This window comes from Nonomuraea sp. NPDC003707, assembly GCF_053587055.1.
On sequence record NZ_JBSFNK010000003.1, the window covers coordinates 175,545 to 192,276 of the forward strand.

13 protein-coding genes are annotated in these 16,732 nt (G+C 70.7%); 4 read left to right on the forward strand and 9 right to left on the reverse strand.

The genetic code is table 11. The annotated features are described in order from the left end of the window. Positions 1-9 precede the first annotated feature (9 nt). On the forward strand, positions 10-771 hold the full coding sequence (locus ACWDRB_RS08470) for an SDR family NAD(P)-dependent oxidoreductase (protein WP_350727847.1): 762 nt from the start codon (positions 10-12) through the stop codon (positions 769-771). Positions 772-819: 48 nt separating this feature from the next. Here ACWDRB_RS08470 and ACWDRB_RS08475 read toward each other — a convergent pair whose 3' ends face one another. The 8 genes from ACWDRB_RS08475 to ACWDRB_RS08510 are packed head-to-tail and all read right to left on the reverse strand — an operon-like array spanning position 820 to position 9,462. Continuing rightward, a complete protein-coding gene (locus tag ACWDRB_RS08475) occupies positions 820-2,250 on the reverse strand; it encodes an aldehyde dehydrogenase family protein (RefSeq protein WP_449892466.1) in 1,431 nt (476 codons plus the stop codon). Then, entirely contained in the window at positions 2,247-3,362 is a 1,116-nt protein-coding gene (locus ACWDRB_RS08480) for a P1 family peptidase (RefSeq protein ID WP_449892467.1), read from the reverse strand. Before ACWDRB_RS08480 ends, ACWDRB_RS08475 begins: the two co-directional genes overlap by 4 nt. After that, the gene (locus ACWDRB_RS08485) at positions 3,362-4,534 is read right to left on the reverse strand and encodes a M20 family metallopeptidase (RefSeq protein WP_449892468.1); all 1,173 of its coding nucleotides are present in this window, start codon (positions 4,532-4,534) and stop codon (positions 3,362-3,364) included. The genes ACWDRB_RS08480 and ACWDRB_RS08485 overlap by 1 nt, the downstream gene beginning before the upstream one ends. Beyond that, positions 4,531-5,331 (reverse strand): ATP-binding cassette domain-containing protein, encoded by an 801-nt coding sequence (locus ACWDRB_RS08490; RefSeq protein ID WP_449892469.1) that lies wholly within the window; start codon positions 5,329-5,331, stop codon positions 4,531-4,533. The genes ACWDRB_RS08485 and ACWDRB_RS08490 overlap by 4 nt, the downstream gene beginning before the upstream one ends. Then, positions 5,300-6,214 carry an ABC transporter ATP-binding protein gene (locus tag ACWDRB_RS08495; protein ID WP_449892470.1) on the reverse strand — a complete coding sequence of 305 codons (915 nt, stop codon included), beginning with the start codon at positions 6,212-6,214 and terminating at the stop codon, positions 5,300-5,302. Before ACWDRB_RS08495 ends, ACWDRB_RS08490 begins: the two co-directional genes overlap by 32 nt. Beyond that, positions 6,201-7,022 carry an ABC transporter permease gene (locus tag ACWDRB_RS08500; protein ID WP_364249474.1) on the reverse strand — a complete coding sequence of 274 codons (822 nt, stop codon included), beginning with the start codon at positions 7,020-7,022 and terminating at the stop codon, positions 6,201-6,203. The genes ACWDRB_RS08495 and ACWDRB_RS08500 overlap by 14 nt, the downstream gene beginning before the upstream one ends. 8 nt (positions 7,023-7,030) lie before the next feature. Continuing rightward, positions 7,031-7,969, reverse strand: coding sequence for an ABC transporter permease (locus ACWDRB_RS08505; protein ID WP_449892471.1), 939 nt, complete (start codon positions 7,967-7,969; stop codon positions 7,031-7,033). Then, positions 7,966-9,462 carry an ABC transporter substrate-binding protein gene (locus tag ACWDRB_RS08510; protein WP_449892472.1) on the reverse strand — a complete coding sequence of 499 codons (1,497 nt, stop codon included), beginning with the start codon at positions 9,460-9,462 and terminating at the stop codon, positions 7,966-7,968. Before ACWDRB_RS08510 ends, ACWDRB_RS08505 begins: the two co-directional genes overlap by 4 nt. 88 nt (positions 9,463-9,550) lie before the next feature. Between ACWDRB_RS08510 and ACWDRB_RS08515 the strand changes: the two genes are divergently transcribed. The 3 genes from ACWDRB_RS08515 (at position 9,551) to ACWDRB_RS08525 (ending at position 15,170) form a co-directional block, all read left to right on the forward strand. After that, positions 9,551-10,303 (forward strand): FadR/GntR family transcriptional regulator, encoded by a 753-nt coding sequence (locus ACWDRB_RS08515; protein ID WP_449892473.1) that lies wholly within the window; start codon positions 9,551-9,553, stop codon positions 10,301-10,303. 372 nt (positions 10,304-10,675) lie between these two features. Next, the gene (locus ACWDRB_RS08520) at positions 10,676-11,848 is read left to right on the forward strand and encodes a hypothetical protein (protein WP_449892474.1); all 1,173 of its coding nucleotides are present in this window, start codon (positions 10,676-10,678) and stop codon (positions 11,846-11,848) included. Between the two features lie 526 nt (positions 11,849-12,374). Next, on the forward strand, positions 12,375-15,170 hold the full coding sequence (locus ACWDRB_RS08525) for a hypothetical protein (protein ID WP_449892475.1): 2,796 nt from the start codon (positions 12,375-12,377) through the stop codon (positions 15,168-15,170). Between the two features lie 95 nt (positions 15,171-15,265). Here ACWDRB_RS08525 and ACWDRB_RS08530 read toward each other — a convergent pair whose 3' ends face one another. Further along, entirely contained in the window at positions 15,266-16,573 is a 1,308-nt protein-coding gene (locus ACWDRB_RS08530; protein WP_449892476.1) for a tetratricopeptide repeat protein, read from the reverse strand. Between the last annotated feature and the right edge of the window lie 159 nt (positions 16,574-16,732).

Consider the following 16,732-nt stretch of genomic DNA (forward strand, 5'->3'; position numbering starts at 1 on the left):
GTGCCTCGTATGGGATATGACGCGCTGTTCCGCCTGGATGGGCGGCGGGCCGTGGTGATCGGGGCGGGGAGCGGGATCGGCCGGGAGGCGGCGCTGGCGCTGGCCGCCCATGGGGCTTCCGTGGTGTGCGCCGACCGCGACCTGGCCTCGGCCGAGGAGACCGCCGCCGCGTGCGGCGGCGACGCCCGGCTGCTCGACGTGCTGGACGCCGCCGAGGTGCAGAGGGCCGCCGGGGAGGAGCCCGCCGACGTGCTGGTGTTCACGGCCGCCACGAACGTCCGCAAGCGGCTGCTCGACTACTCCGGTGAGGAGTTCGACCGGGTGGTGGGGCTGAACCTGCGGGCCTCGTTCGACGTGGTGCGGGCCTTCGGGGCGGGCATGGTCGAGCGCGGGCGCGGGTCGATCATCGGGTTCGCCTCGATCCGCGCGTCCGTGACCGAGCCGGGGCAGAGCGTCTACTCGGCCACGAAGGCGGGCCTGGTGCAGCTGCTGCGGACGGCGGCGGCCGAGTTCGGGCCGCACGGGGTGCGGGTGAACGCCATCGCGCCCGGCGTGGTGGAGACGCCGCTGACCAGGCAGATCAAGGACAACCCCGACTGGTACGCCGCGTACGCGAACAAGAGCGCGCTCGGCCGGTGGGCGACGGCGCGGGAGATGGCCGGCGCGGTGGTCTACCTGGCCGGCGACGCGGCCAGCTTCGTGACCGGCTCGGTCCTGTACGTGGACGGCGGCTGGACCGCCGTGGACGGCCGCTTCGACCCGCCCAACTAGAAAGGCGCCGGCGACCGGGTCCCGCGACCCGGTCGCCATGACCACCCGCTAGGCGGGCCGGATAATCGCCATCCGGGTCACCGTCAGCTCCTCGATGGCGAAGCGGGGCCCCTCGCGCCCGATCCCGGAGTCCTTCACGCCGCCGTACGGCATGTTGTCCGCCCGGAACCCCGGCACCTCGTTGACCACCACTCCCCCGGCCTCGATCCGCTCGATGGCCGCGAACGCCGTGGCCAGCGACCGGGTGAACACCGAGGCGTGCAGGCCGTACCGCGACTCGTTGACGGCGGCGAAGGCGGCGTCGAGGTCGGGCACCGGGCGCACGCACACCACCGGCCCGAAGATCTCCTCGTCCCAGGCGGCGGCCCCGTCGCCGACGCCCGCGAGCACGGTCGGCGCGATGGCCCGGCCGTCGCGGTGCCCGCCCGTGACCACTTCGCCCCCCGACTCCGCGATCCACTCCAGCACGCGGTCCGTGGCGGCCTCGTCGATGAGCGGGGCGACGCGGGTCTCCGCCAGGCGGGGGTCGCCGACCGTGACGTTCTTGACGCGGTCGGCCAGCAAGGACACGAACCGCTCCCGTACGGGCTCCTCGACCAGCACCCGCTGGACGGAGATGCACGCCTGGCCGGAGGCGTAGTAACCGCCGCGCACGACGGCGTCGGCGGCGGCCTCCAGGTCGGCGTCGGCCGCCACGACGAGCGCCGCGTTCGACCCCAGTTCCAGCAGGACCTTGGTGGGGGCGGCGTTGCGGGCGATGGCGTGCCCGGCGGCGGCCGAGCCGGTGAACGAGACCGCGCCGATCCGGCGGTCCTCCACCAGCGTCCTGCCGACCTCGACGTCCCCGGTGACGAGCTGCACGGCGGCCGGGGGGAGCGCGTCCGCCGACCGGATGAGGTGCACCAGCCAGAGCGTGGCCAGCGGGGTCGCGGGCGCGGGCTTGACGATCACGGGGCAGCCCGCGGCCACGGCCGGGGCGATCTTGTGGGCGGCGAGGAGCAGCGGGTAGTTGAAGCCGGTGATCCCGACGACCACGCCGATCGGGCGGCGCGTCCAGAACCCGACCAGCCCCTCCCCCGAGGGCAGCAGGTCGAGCGGCACGGTCTCGCCGTGCAGCCTGGCGACCTCCTCGGCGGCCGTGGCCAGCGTGACGAGCGTCCTGGCGACCTCGACCCTGCAGTCGACCAGCGGTTTGCCGGTCTCGAGGACGAGCAGCCGCTCGAACTCCTCCCGGTTGGCCGCGAGCGCGTCGTGGGCCTTCATGAGGGCGGCGCGGCGGGCGTGCGACGGGAGCGCCGCCATGGCGGGCGCGACGGCCAGGGCCGCGTCCACGGCCCGCCGGGCGAGACCGGCGTCGCCCCTCGGGGCCGTGGCCACGAGGGAGCCGTCGTACGGGAAGGTGACGTCGTCGGTTTCCGCCGTCTCCACCCACCCGTCGCCGATGGGCAGGCCGGACGGCCATGCGGTGTCGATGCTCATGCTCGCTTCCGTTGGGCGCTGGGGAACACGTCGAGGTAGGCGGGCGCGTCCTCGTGGCCGGTGGCGGCGAGGACGGCGTGCGCGATGGCGCGGCTGAACACGTCGGCCCCCGCCGCCAGGACCTCCTGCAGGGTGTCGTGGTCGGGCTCGGGGCCGGCGCAGGTGGCCAGGCCGAAGATCGTATCGCCGTCGGTCATGGTGTGGGCCGGCCTGATCGCCCTGGCCAGGCCGTCGTGGGCGACCGCGGCGAGCTTGCCGCACTGGGCCTTGGTGAGGGTGAGGTCGGTGGCCACCACGCCGATGGTGGTGTTGAAGGAGGGGGCGTTCTGCGGGCGCCAGGCGTCGATCTCCGCCTGGAGCGGGGGCTGGAGGTGGTCGAACTCGCCTGGCAGGCCGTACCTCGCGCCGGCGAGCGTGCCGTCGCGGGGGTCGAGGACCGAGCCTACGGGGTTGGCGACGACCAGGGCCGCCACGGTGGCGCCGCCGGGCAGGACGACGCTCGCCGTCCCCACCCCTCCGGCCAGCCCACCGGCCCTGGCCCCGGTCCCGGCCCCGACCGACCCATTCCCCACCCCGCCGTCGAGGGTGACGGTCCCTCGGACGGGGACGACGCCGTCCGGCGAGCCCGTCCCGCTCCTCCCCCGAGGGACCCCCGCCACGGACGGCGGGAGAGCGGCCGACCCACCGTCCGGGGTGGCGGCGTCGTGGGCGGCGGTGCCGAAGGTGGCGTCCGGGACGGCGCGGAACGTGCCACCGCGCCCCAGGTCGAAGATGACCGCCGCCGGCACGATGGGCACCACCCCGCCGGCCACCGGATACCCGATGCCCGCGTCCGCCAGCCGCTCCACCACCCCGCAGGCCGCCGACAGCCCGTACGCGCTCCCGCCCGTCAGCACCACGGCGTGCACGCGCGACACCAGGTTCCGCGGATCCAGCAGCTCGGTCTCGCGGGTCCCGGGAGCGGCGCCCCGCACGTCCACCCCCGCCACGGCCCCCGAAGGAGGGGCCAGGACGACGGTGGTGCCCGTGCGGTAGCCGCCGCCGACCTGCTGCGCGTGGCCGACCCGGAGCCCGGCCACGTCCGTCAGCGAGTTGGAAGGCCCAGCGCGCATCAGAAGTCCCCGTTGAGGAAGCGCCGGGCCGCCTCGGCGAAGACGCGGGTGCACTGGACGATCTCGGCCACCTCCACGAACTCGTCCGCCTGGTGCGCGATCCACTTCCCGCCGGGCCCGTACACCACGGACGGGATCCCGCCCCAGTGCGTCAGCACGGTCCCGTCCGTGGACCCGGGCACCCCGCCGTAGACGGGCTCCGCGCCGGTGACGGTACGGTGGGCGGCGGCCAGCGCGGCCACCACCGGGTCGGACACGGGCACGTCCACCGGCGGCCGGTCCACCAGCACCGACACCTCGGCGGCGATCCCGTCGTAGGAGGCGAGCGCGGCCACCCGGTCGGCGATCAGCTTGTGCTCGACCCCGGGGATCGTCCGCACGTCCACGAAGACCGAGGCGGCCGCCGGGATCACGTTCACCTGTTCCTCGGAGCCGGCCCGCAGCACGGTCGGCGTCACGTACACCTCGCCGAGATGCTCGTGCGCCGGGTGCCGTCCCTGCAGCTCCTCCTGCAGCGACCCCAGCCCCACCAGCAGCGAGCCCACGGCGGGGAGGGGGTTGCGGCCGTGCTGCGGCATGGCGCCGTGCGCCATCTTGCCGGCGAAGTCGACGCGCAGCCGCAGCGCGCCCTTGGCCACCGCGCAGATCTCGCCCGCCTCGGGCTCGGCGACGATCGCGCCGTCCACGTCGGCGGTCAGCCCCTCGGAGACGAAGTGGTGCGCGCCGATCATGAGGCCTTCCTCGTCGGCCAGCGCGCACACCTTGATCCGCCCGGGGAACGGTCCAGCCAGCTGCAACGCGCGGGTGGCGTAGAGGGTCGCGGCCAGGCCGGACTTCATGTCGGCGCTGCCCCGCCCCCACAACCTCCCGTCGCGGATCTCCCCGCCGAACGGGTCGACGGTCCAGGTGGACAGGTCGCCCTCGGTCACCACGTCCGTGTGGCCCTCGAACATCAGGGTCGGCCCGGCACCGCCGCCGCCCTCGACCACGGCCACCACGTTCGGCCGGTCCGGCTCCACCTCGTACACGGTGGGCTCCCAGCCCCACTCCCGCATCTTGGCGGCCACCAGCTCGGCGGCGGCCCGCTCACGCCGCCCGGGGTCGTTGGTGCTGGGGATCCGCACCAGCTCCTGGGTGAACCCCACCACTCCGTCGGCATCGACGTCGATCAAAACAATCCCTCCAGAGTCGGTACGGCCTGCAGCAACGTACGTGTGTAGGCGTGGGCGGGCGCGGCCCAGACCTCGTCCACCGGCCCGCTCTCCACGATCTCCCCCTGGCTCATGACCGCGACCGTCTCGCACACGTGCCGCACCACGGACAGGTCGTGCGAGACGAACACGAGCGTGAGCCCCAGCTCGTCCACGAGATCGGCCAGCAGGTTGAGTATCTGCCCGCGCACGGACACGTCCAGCGCGCTCACCGGCTCGTCGGCCACCAGCACCTTCGGCCGGGGCGCGAGCGCGCGGGCGATGGCGATGCGCTGGCGCTGCCCGCCGGAGAACTGGTGCGGGTAGCGTTCGGCGGCCGAGGCGGGCAGCCCGACCCCCTCCAGCAGCTCGGTCACCCGGTCGCCGACCGGCAGGCCGAGCGCGACGAGCGGCTCGGCGACCAGGTCCCGGACGCGCATGCGGGGGTCGAGCGAGCTCATCGGGTCCTGGAAGACGATCTGCAGGTTCTCCCGCAGGAAGCGCAGCCGACGTTCCGGCTTGCCGGCGATCTCCTGCCCGTCGAAGAGGATGGACCCGCCGGTCGGCTGATCGAGCCCGCACAGCAGGCGCAGCAGCGTCGACTTGCCGGAGCCGGACTCGCCGACGATGCCGTACCGCTCGCCCCGGCCCACCGTGAGCGACACGTCCTTGAGCGCGTGCACGGCGGCGCCCGCCTTGGTGAGCGAGGTGCGGGGCCGGTGGTAGACGCGGCTGAGGTCGCGGGCCTCAATCAGCGGGGTGCCAGCATGCGTGGGCATGGCCGTCTCCTGTCAGCGCGGGTACGGTCTCGCACTCGGCGGTGGCGTGCGGGCAGCGGTTGCGGAAGACGCAGCCGCCGGGGAACTGCCCGGCCGGCGGCACGCTGCCCTTGATGGTGGGCAGCCGGGTGCCGCGCGGGGTGAGCCTGGAGGCGGCCAGCAGGCCCTCGGTGTAGCGGTGGCGGGGCCGGGTGAAGACCTCGCGGATGGGGCCGCTCTCGACGACGCGGCCCCCGTACATGACCAGGACCCGCTCGCACACCGACGCCACGACGGCGAGGTCGTGGGTGATGAACAGCAGCGCGGGCGCGACCTCGGCGATCAGCCCCAGCATCTGCTTCTGCACGGTGACGTCGAGCGCCGTGGTGGGCTCGTCGCAGATGAGCAGGCTCGGCTCGTTGGCCAGGGCGATGGCGAGCATGACGCGCTGGCGCTGGCCGCCGGAGAGCTGGTGCGGGTACGCGCGGGCGATCTGCGCCGGTTCGGGCAGGCGTACGCGTTCCAGCAGGTCGAGTGCCTTCTCCCGGGCCCGCGCGCGCGGCGTGCCGTGCAGGGTCATGACCTCGGCGACCTGGGCGCCGATGCGCATGAGCGGGTTGAGCGCGGTCATGGGCTCCTGGAAGACCATGGAGACGTCCTGGCCGCGCAGCCGCTTCAGCCGGCTCTCGGGCACGCCGACCAGGTCGTTCCCGCCCATCGTGGCCGTGCCCGAGGCGGTGACGCCCTCGGGGAGCAGGCCCATGAGCGACAGCGCGGTCAGCGACTTGCCGGACCCGGACTCGCCGATCAGCCCGACCCGCTCGCCGGGCCCGATGGAGAACGACACCTCGTGCACCAATTCGAGGGAATCGGCCCGTACGGTCAGCCCCTCAACTCTCAGCACGGACCCTCCTCAGCTTCGGGTCGAGGTAGTCGCGCAGGCCGTCCCCGAGGAGGTTGAAGCCGAGCACCGCGAGCGCGATCGCCAGGCCGGGCCACAGCGCCAGGCGCGGGGTCGAGAACAGCAGCTCCTGCGACTCCTGCAGCATCCGCCCCCACGACGGGGTGGGCGGGCGGGTGCCGAAGCCGAGGAACGACAGCGCCGCCTCGGCCAGGATCGCGATCGCGAACGACACCGACGCCTGCACGATGAGCACGGAGCCGATGTTCGGCAGCACGTGGCGCATCGCGATGGCCGGGCGGCGGCGCCCGGCGGCCCTGGCGGCCAGGATGTAGTCGGTCACCATGACCTGGAGCGTGGCGGCGCGGGCCACCCGGGCGAACGCGGGCACGGTGGCCACGCCGATCGCGATCATCGCGGTGAGCGTGCCCGGCCCGTAGACCGCACCGAGCATGACGGCCAGCAGCAGCGCCGGGAACGCGAACACCAGGTCGTTGACCCGCATGATCAGCTCGGAGAGCCAGCCGCGCGGCGTCATCCCGGCGATCATGCCGAGCGGCGTGCCGATGACGGCGGCGATGCCGACGGCCACGATGCCCACGTAGAGCGTGGTCCGGGCGCCGACCATGATCTGGCTGAAGGTGTCGCGGCCGAACTTGTCGGCCCCCAGCAGGTAGCCGCCGCCCGGCTGCCGCAGCTTGCGCGCCGCGTCCACGAGCGTCGGGTCGTGCGGCGTCCAGAAGAACGACACCGCCGCCGCCAGCACCACGAGCCCGACGAGCACGCCACCGACCAGCAGCCCGGCGTTCATCCGGCCCCTCATCGCAGCCTCGGATCGAGCACGCGGTAGGCCACGTCCACCACGAAGTTGATCAGCAGGACGGCCGCCACCAGCACCATCACCACACCTTGGACGAGCAGCAGGTCACGCCCGGCGACGCCGTTGAGCAGCAGGTCGCCGAGCCCGGGGATGACGAAGACCCGCTCGACCACGACCGCGCCGATCAGCAGCGTGGCCAGTTGCAGGCCGAGCACGGTGACGACGGGGATCGAGGCGTTGCGCAGGCCGTGCCGCCACAGGGCGCCGGTGCTGCCCCGGCCCTTGGCGCGGGCCGTGCGCAGGTAGTCCTCGCGCATCACGTCGAGCACGGCGCTGCGCACGTACCGGGTCAGGACCGCGCCCTGTACGAGGCCGAGCGACAACCACGGCAGCAGCAGGCTGAGCAGCCACTGCGCCGGGTTCTCGGCGATCGGCACGTAGCCGCCGGACGGCAGCGCCTGGGCCTGCACCGCGAACACGAACACCAGCAGGATGCCCGCCAGGAACGCCGGGATCGCGATGCCGACCTGGCTGAGCGCGCTGATGGCCGCCCCGAGCGGGTTGCGGTGGTGCACGGCCGCGAACGTGCCGAGCGGCACCGCGATGACCAGCGCCACCAGCATCCCGCCGAGCACCAGCACGGCCGTGACGCCGAGCCGGTCGCTGATCTGCGGGCCGATGGGCGAGCTGGTCACGTACGAGGTGCCGAAGTCGCCGTGCAGGAGCCCGCCGAACCAGTCGAAGAACTGCACGACGGGCGGCCGGTCGATGCCGAACTGCTTGCGCAGCGCCGCCACCGCGTCGGGCGTGGCGTTCACGCCGAGCGCGACCTCCGCCGGGTCGCCGGGCAGCAGCGCCATGAACGCGAACACCACCACGCCCGCCACGACGGTGCTCGCGACGAGCACCGCCAGGCGTTTGATCAGGTAAAGCGTCACTGCTGCTTGGAGAGCGCGGTGAAGTCGAAGGACTCCGCGATGGCGTTCTTCGGCAGCCCGGTGACGCCCTTCTTCGCCACGATCAGGTTGGGGAAGAGGAAGAGCCAGTCGGCGGCCGCGTCGTCGGACAGCAGCTTGGCGGCCTTCTTCAGGTCGTCGGTCTGCTGCTGCTCGGTGCCCTCGTCGGCGGAGGCGAGGAGCTTGCCGAACTCGGGGTTGTCGTAGCGGAAGTAGTACGACTTGTCGGCGAATATGCCCATGTCGCGGGGCTCGACGTGGTTGATGATGGACAGGTCGTAGTCGCCCTGCTTGAACACCACGTCCAGCCAGCGGGCCGGGAACTCCAGGGGCTCGATGTCGGCGGTGATGCCGACCTGCGCGAGCTGCGACTTGACGACCTGCGCGCTCGCCACCGCGTACGGCAGGTTGGGGATGCGCATCTTGACGTTGAGCGTCTTGCCGCCGAGCAGTTCCTTGGCCTTGGCCGGGTCGTACGGGTAGTCGCCGGTGCGGTCCTCGTACCAGGGGTCGGTGGGCGGCACCATCGAGCCGATCAGCTGGCCGCGCCCGGCCCAGGCGGTCTCCAGCAGCGCCTTGTGGTCGATCGCGTAGCGGACGGCCTGCCTGGCCTTCTTGTCGTTGAACGGCGGGCGGCTGTTGTTCATCGACAGCACGACCTCGCCGTTCGTGGTGCCCTCGACCGTCTGGAAGCGGTTGGGGTCGGCGAACTGCTGCAGCGACTCGGGCGCCTGCACGGCGGAGATGACGTCGATGCCGCCGGTCAGCAGCGCGTTGTTCATCGCCGTGGCGTCCTTGAAGTACTTCAGCGTGATCGACGACAGCGGCGGCTTGGTGCCCCAGTAGGAGGTGTTCGCGTTGAGCTGGATGGAGTCGCCGCGCCGCCACGAGCCGAGCGTGTACGGGCCGGTGCCGACGGGCTTGTTGGCCAGGTCGGCGATCCCGGTGCGGCTGAACATGGCGCCGAGCCTGGTGGCCATGGAGTAGAGGAAGCCGTTGCTCGGCTTCTTGAGCGTGACGACGGCGGTGGAGTCGTCCTTCTTCTCCACCTTGTCGACGACGTCGAGCTGCGCCTTGATCTTGAGCTTCCAGTCCGTCTTGACCCGGTCGAGCGAGAACGCCACGTCGTCGGCCGTGAACGGCGCGCCACTGCTGAACTTGACGTCCTTGCGCAGGCTGAACGTGTAGGTCTTGCGGTCGGGCGAGACGTCCCACTTCTCGGCGAGCAGCGGCACGATCTTGCCGTCCTGGTCGAGCTTGACCAGGCCCTCGTAGACGTTGACGAGCAGCGCCTGCGGAATGGCGGCGCCCTCCGTCGAGGTGAAGTCGAGGTTCGCGGGCTCGGCCACGAATCCCACGGAGAGGGTCTGGGTCTTGGGGGTGCCCGCACTGCCGCCGCCGCTGGAGGTGCCGCCGCAGGCGGCCGTGCCCAGCAGGAGACCGCCGGCGGCGATCCAGATGCCGATTCGCCTCATGTGTTACTGCCTCCTGGCTAGTGCACTGGTCGGACCAGTAGGCTACGCACATTGCCAGTCGGCGGCGGCTCGGGTCAAGGGGGCTTTCATGGGTGGTCCGCGGTTCGAGCCGGTGCGTACCGTACGCGCCTATGAGCGGGTGGTGGAGCAGGTCGAGGAGGCCATCGAGAGCGGCTCCCTCTCGCCGGGCGAGCGGCTGCCGAGCGAGCGGGAGCTCATGGTGCAGTTCTCGGTCAGCCGGTCCACCGTGCGTGAGGCGCTGCGGGTGCTGCAGGCGCGCGGCCTGGTGCGGTCACGGCCCGGCGACCCCAACGGGGCGGAGGTGCTGCCGTTCTCGCCCGCCACGCTGCACAAGTCGATGACCACGCTGGCCAGGGTGGAGGAGCTGTCGCTGGCCGAGCTGGTGCAGTTCAGGATGGTGCTCGACTCGTCGGCGATCCTGCTGGCGGCCCGGCTGCGCACCGACGCGCAGTTCGCCGAGATGGAGTCGGCCGTCGCGCACATGCGGACCGCCGTGGAGACGGGGCAGGACACGTTCGGTGAGGCCGACGTGGCCTTCCACGACGTGGTGGCGCGGGCGAGCGGCAACAAGCTCATCCAGATCTGCACGGACGTGGTCCGCTCGATCGTGCTCAAGCTGATCTCGGAGAAGATCGCCGACGCGCCCGACCGGGAGGCGCTGATGCGGCAGAGCATCCGGCACCACGAGGAGGTGCTGGCCGCCATGCGCGCCGGCGACGGCCCGCTGGCCGCCCGGCTGTCGAAAAAGGCGATGTACGACTATTACGCCGGCTACATCCCCGCCCCCGAACGCCTCGCCCTCAGCGCCCTCCTCGACTGATCCCCCGCCGCCGCCCGCACACCACCCCGTCGTCTGGCTGCACGATCTCGCGATCGCCACTGAACGGCCCTGACATCCCAGTCGGGCGTCTCCAGGCTCGCAGCGTGTGGAAGGGTCGCCGCGCGAGACCTGAGCCGCCGGAAGTTCCCCCTCTTCAGGTGGGCGCCGGCGGCCGTCCATCGTGGCGGCTGCCACCACACGTTGTCGCGGTGCGCCTGCCCGGGCACCCCATGACTTGTCAATAAGTGCATTTTTTTCGCACCCGCCAAAGTATTTCGATCAGCGCCGATAGAGCGTGTATCGGTTTGTGAGAGTTCGGCGATCCGGGCGAGCGATGGTACGTGCATCGAATCCATCAAAACGGGACGGACCATGACAACCAACGACGGCCGGCAGAACACACAGGCGCAGGACATGCACCAGGACGTGCCGATCCGGCGGCGGTGGCACCTGGAGAAGGTCGGCCAGCCGGACTCCAGGGCGATCGCCGAAATGCTCGGCGCGATCAGAATGCTCAATTCCACGTTCGCCCCCATCCCCTCGCCGGTCGCCGTCGTCAAGACCACCGACGGCCACCTGTGGATGGTCGCACCGCTCGGCCCCGGCGTGTGGAAGTGGACCCACGTGAAAGGCGCGGCCGACCAACCGGTGGGCGTCGTCGCCGTCGACGACGACAGCCGGGGCACCCGCCCCTATGTCTTCGTCCTGCTTGACAGGCAACTGCAGCTGTACTGGTGGGATGGCACCAAGTGGGTCCCCACGGCTCTGGGCACGCCACCTGGCACGACCCTCACAGAAGGCATCGGCGCGGTCTCCCTCGCACTGGTACCCGGCGCCAGCGCCCAGCCGTTCGTGGTCGTACGCGGCCAGGACACCAATCTGTGGGCCGGCTGGTGGAACGCCACTCAGCACCGCTGGCAGTGGGCCAACCTGCGCCACCCCGAGGGCGTCGGCCTCAGCGGGAAGATCGGCGTGGTGGCCGTCACCGACCGAACGACCGGTCACGGGCTCCTGCACGTCTACATGAACGGTGGCGACGGAAACCTGTGGCTGTGTGTCTCCGACACGGGCGAGACCCGATGGACCAACCTCGGAAAGCCGCCGGTTCCGAGCAGCGGCACCGCCGGCGTGACGGCCGTCCAGAACGCCGATGACAAGGCTCCACAGGTCTGCGCCTTCATCACCGCCAACGGGCAGCCGCTATACGCCCACGTCGCCGACGCCGACGGCACCGGCTGGCACGACGCCGGCGCCCCGCCCGAGGAGCAGGTGAACCTCGGCCTGGGGACCGCCCTCGTTCAGCCGCGCGCCGGCGGGGACTTCTTCCCGGCCGCCCTGGTGGGCGACACCACCGCCGCCGTGTGGGCTGATCAGGCGGACACGGAAGGCCGCTGGTCCTGGTCCAGAGTCGGCGACCTCGTCCGCGACGTCTTCGAGTCGCAGCTCAGCGAGGGCGTCATCATCGAAGACTCCCCCGAGATCACCTACACGCACGTCTTCCTGCTCAGCCGCGGCGGCGTCCTGTACGACGCCTGCTACGGCTAGAGAGCCATGACCATCGCCACCGGCGGGCTGCTTCACGGTCTCAGTCGCGAGTGCTGCCCGAGCTCCCTGGGTCACAGCCGATACCGTCCGCGCCGGGCATGGGGTACTGACCGGCGTTATCCATCGGACCGTGGTACGGCAGGTGGCGGCCCCGGGCCCGGCGCCTGGGCACGGGAGCCTTGCGGAACAGCAGTGACCACGCCGAACGGACAGCGATCGCCGCAACCGTGAGCAGCATCAGGGCGGCTACCGCCATCGAGACAGTCATCGGCCCCCTCCTCACCCTCTATTGATCAGGTTAGCCAACCGCGAGGGCCGTGCCAGGGGGTCGGGGACCACCGGCAAGAAGAAGGCTCCGCCGCCGTCCCTCAACCCCGGAGTTGCGCGATCAGCAGGAGAGCCTTGGTGGCTGGGGAGCGCGAGGTTTGAGTATGGGCTACTCATGCTGTACAGGCGCTGAAGCGCTGATAGTGGCGAAATGCCAAGTAGGTTATTGCACGCGGCCTTTGCCCTGCTTTTAAGCGTCTTGGGCCTGTCCATCGCCTCGACACCCGCGACAGCGGCGACAGCGGCGAGCACCCAGCCGCTCACCGTGCACATCTTCCGCGTGAGCTGCGTCGATCCCTGCCGCAACACCGGGCTGGAGAGCTCCACGGAAAGCGCCCCCGACTTCTACGCGATCATCGGTTTCGCCGGTTTCGACTCGTACACCACCTCCCGGGCACCGGACGATCAGGAGGCGGTGACTCCGGACTGGAAGCTGACCAAGCGCATCCCCACCGACGTGGTCGAGCAGGACATCTCCGTCCTGATCATGGACTACGACAACACCTCGCCCGATGATGTCGGGGACGCCTCGCCCCAACCGGGCAATGCGGCCACCAAGCTGACGGTCAACATGGTCCATGGGACTGTCAAAGGTGACATGACGTCCTCCATCGGGTGCGTGGCCGGCAACGGGGAACCGGGCGGTGGAATCTTCGGGGCCGATCCGCAGCCTGCCGTACAGGTATGTCTGGAGATCACCCCGAACGAGGCGAGCGACACCGACGGGGACGGCTTCAAGGACTACGAGGAGTACCGCGGCGTCGACTTCAACGGCGACAACGTGGTGGACCTGACGCTGCCCGACGCGGATGCCGAGCGGCGCGACCTCTATGTCGAGATCGACTGGATGCGCGGGGAGAAGCCGCAGGAAGGCGTGCTGGCCGCAGTGAGCAAGGTGTTCAACGAAGCCCCGGTGATCGACAGGGCGGTCGTGGGGTTGGGATTGCACCTGCTCGCGGACGAGGAGCTTCCGTACGCCGAGTCGATCGACTTCAGCGACGATCGACAACCCGGTGATGACGATGATTTCGACGACCTGAAGCTGGGCGTCCCTGCCAGGGCGTGCGGGCCGCACGCGACCGCCCACTTCGGCACCGCCGACGACCGGGGCGACCCGATGTGCGACAAGATCATGCTGTTCAAGCGCCTGCACTACCGGTACGGGATCTTCATCCACGGCCTCACCGGCGCCGGGAACACCTCGGGGCGGGCAGAGCTGGACGACCGCGGCGGTAACGACTTCGTGGTGTCCCTAGGCCGCTGGGACGACGCGCGGTTCAGCGGCGCTGGTGGCCGCGCGGCCGCGGAACAGGCGACGCTGCTGCACGAACTCGGCCACACCCTCGGTCTCGGCCACGGCGGCAGGTACACCAACGGAGTCGTCGACAGAATCAACTGCAAGCCCAACTACCGCAGCGTGATGAACTACATCTGGCAGTTCACCACCAACGATCCCGACCGCCCGCTCGACTACCAGGAGCGAGGCACCGAAACTCTGCTCGAGAACCACCTCGATGAGACCAAGGAGCCGGGACTCAAGCCCTTCTCCGGACAGGTCATCTACGGTGTGGGCGGCCACATCCGCACAGCGGACCCCAAGAAGGCGATCGACTGGACGGGGGACGGCACGCCCTACTCCACCGACGCCACCGCCAACATCAACCACATCCCCGACGTGGACCAGGACTGCAAGAGCGACAAGAGCGACGAGCGGCTGGTCAGCAACCCCGACTGGGACAACCTGATCTACGACTTCACCGGCAGCCCGTCCTTCTCCGACGGGGCCCACGGCCCGATCGTGCCCGAGCTCACCGGGGACGACGTGTTGCGGATGAGCTCGGCCGACCTGACCGCGGCCATGACCGTGGACAAAGTGGACGCCGGCGGCGGCGATACGGTGACCGCCACGGTGACCGCCGGCAACAAGGGCGGCCGTGCGTCCACTGCGACCTCACTCACGTTCACGCCCCCTGTCGGCGGCCCGGTCATCCGGCAACTGGCCGACCTGCAGCCTGGCCGGACGGCCACCGAGACCTTCACGTTCACGGTCCCCTGCACGGCTGGTGACGGCACGACGCTCACGAGCACCGCTAAGATCACCGGCGCCCCCGAGCCGGACGAGACGCTCACCGACAACTCGGCCACGGCCGCCACGAAGATCCACGCTCCTGCCCTGACGGTGAGCGCCACGGCGACCCCATCGGTGAACGCCGGCGAGATGATCACCTACACCGTCGCCTACCGCAACACCGGTAGCGCGCCCGCGACCGGCGCCGCGCTGACCACCACGCTGCCGTCCGGGGTGTACTACAGCCAGGCCCTCGACCAGGGAGCCGGTCCCCGCCCATCCGCCGTGACCAGGAACGACGACGACACCACGAGCCTCACCTGGAAGCCGGGCACGATCGCGGCAGGAGCGGGAGCCACCGTGACGTTCACCGCGCGGCCAACCCTGCTCATGGAGGCGGGCGCCACGGTGACCGGCACGGCGAGCCTGGCCTACGGCGGCACCAACGGCTGCGCGTTCGCCCCCGTGACAGCATCGGCGCAGACGATGACCACTGAGGTCGCGCCCAGCAGACAGCCGCTGCTGTCGACCGTGTGGGCGCTGCGGCACGACCTGCGCACGGCCGAAACGCTCGCTCGCGTCCAGGCCACCGACACGCGGTTCGACGGCACCGACGGCACCACGGCCGACGGTGCGCTCTCCCAGCAGGAGGCTGCGGCCGTCTTGTTCCTTCCGGTGACCCAGCCCCGCACCCTGCGCGCGGAACTACTGGCCACCACCCTCAACCTGGCCACCCGCCGGATCAACGCGGCCACCCAGGTGCACACGATCACCGCTGGCCGCCTGGGGCTTGACACGGTCGGTGACGCCGTCCGCTACGCCCAGGCCACCCTCGCCCAGCCGCCAGGCCTGTCCAACCTCATCCGCTACGCCGACACCACCCTTGCCCTCACCGAGATCAACTCGGGCATCGCGGAACACTATTAAAAGGAGGGTCACCGCCGCGGAATTGGTGATCCGCGAACTTTGAGCGCTGCCGCCTTTCCGCCGGCGGGTCCGACCCGAGCTGGTGCGGCACCGGATCAGGTGGCCTTGCCACGGGCGACGTAGAGGTTCATGTCGGTGAAGTCGAGGGTGATGTTGTTGGGCTTGTGGAAGCTGTGGAAGAAGGCGGCCGACACGTCGAACCCGTTGGGGGCGAGCGGCGAGTTCGGGTTCGTGTAGCAGTAGACCGCCTTGGCGACGGCGTCGCCGAGGCGGATCTCCTTCGGGTAGCAGGGGTAGGTGACAACTGGGTGGCTGTGGGCAAAAGTCTCGACCGGGCGGTCGTAGTCGATGCGGATCTGCAACTGCTTGGCCTTTTCCCCGTTCACGACCGCGGCGACCTCGCTGTGTCCGCCGCAGAGCACGCCCACCACCTGCGTGCCGGAGTCGGCGATGCCGGCGATGCTGCCCCTGCTGTGGCACCCGTGCTCACGGGCCAGCCACAGCGGCAGGGGCTTGGCGCCCGCCCGGGTGGCGGCGGCGCGTGCCCTGCCGGCCGTTTCGGGGGTTCGGCGGCGCAGGATCAGCGACCGGCCCGCGTAGTCGAAGGTGGTCAGCAAGTGGTAGAAGACCCACGTGCCGATGATGCCGTCGCTGTCAGTGTCGACATCTTCGCCCGACTCCGTCGCCGACCAGCCCACGGGGATGTTGCGCAGTTCGATGCCGCCCAGCCTGAACGAGTCCAGCACCCCGAAGTACTGCCATATGACGCCGTTCAGGAACTCGATCTTCTGACTGGCGACGGGGCTCAGCCCGGCCTCCTTGGCCACCGTCGAGGACAGGCCCAGCCATCCGGTGCCGGTGTAGAACGTGAAGCGCTTCGGCGGTCCGCCGTTGACCGAGGCCTCTACCAGCGGCATCGGGTCCGTCTGCTGCCATGGCACCCGCGCGATTTCGCCGTGGATCCGATACGGCTTGCCACGTACTGCCGCGAACCATTTGGCGTAGATTTCTTCGCCGGCTGCTTGCCAGTGCGGTATGGAGAGGGAGAGTTTGTCCTGCCGGAGGTAGCAGTCGGCCAGATAGTAGTTGGCGTCCTTGTCCTCGGGCGCCAGCTTGAGGGCCATCTTGAGGTATTTCTCGGCGTCGGGGAACTGGTTGGCCAGCAGCCCGACATAGCCGCGACGGCGGGCCGCGTGCAGGTTCGTGGGGTCTGTTCTCAGGATCTCCTCGTAGGCGCGGCCGGCCTCCTCGAACTTCCCGGCCTTGAACAGCGCGTCCGCGTCACCGCTGCCGGCCAGCGCCGTGGCCGCCCCGCCTGACAGCGGCGCCGTCGCGGCCGCACCGGCCAGCACCGCGGCGCCCCGTAACACCGAACGCCGGTCCCATTCTCCGTCATCAACCAACGCCTTCTCCTTTTCGTGATCACCTTCGCCGGAACTTTCCATCCAACGGACGGTCACAGCAGCCCCGGCCGGCTCATCTCGCCCTGCTCGATGAGGGCCCCAAGGCACTCCCGCACGGTCGGTCATCCTCGATCGACAGCACTCATGACACGCCGCCGG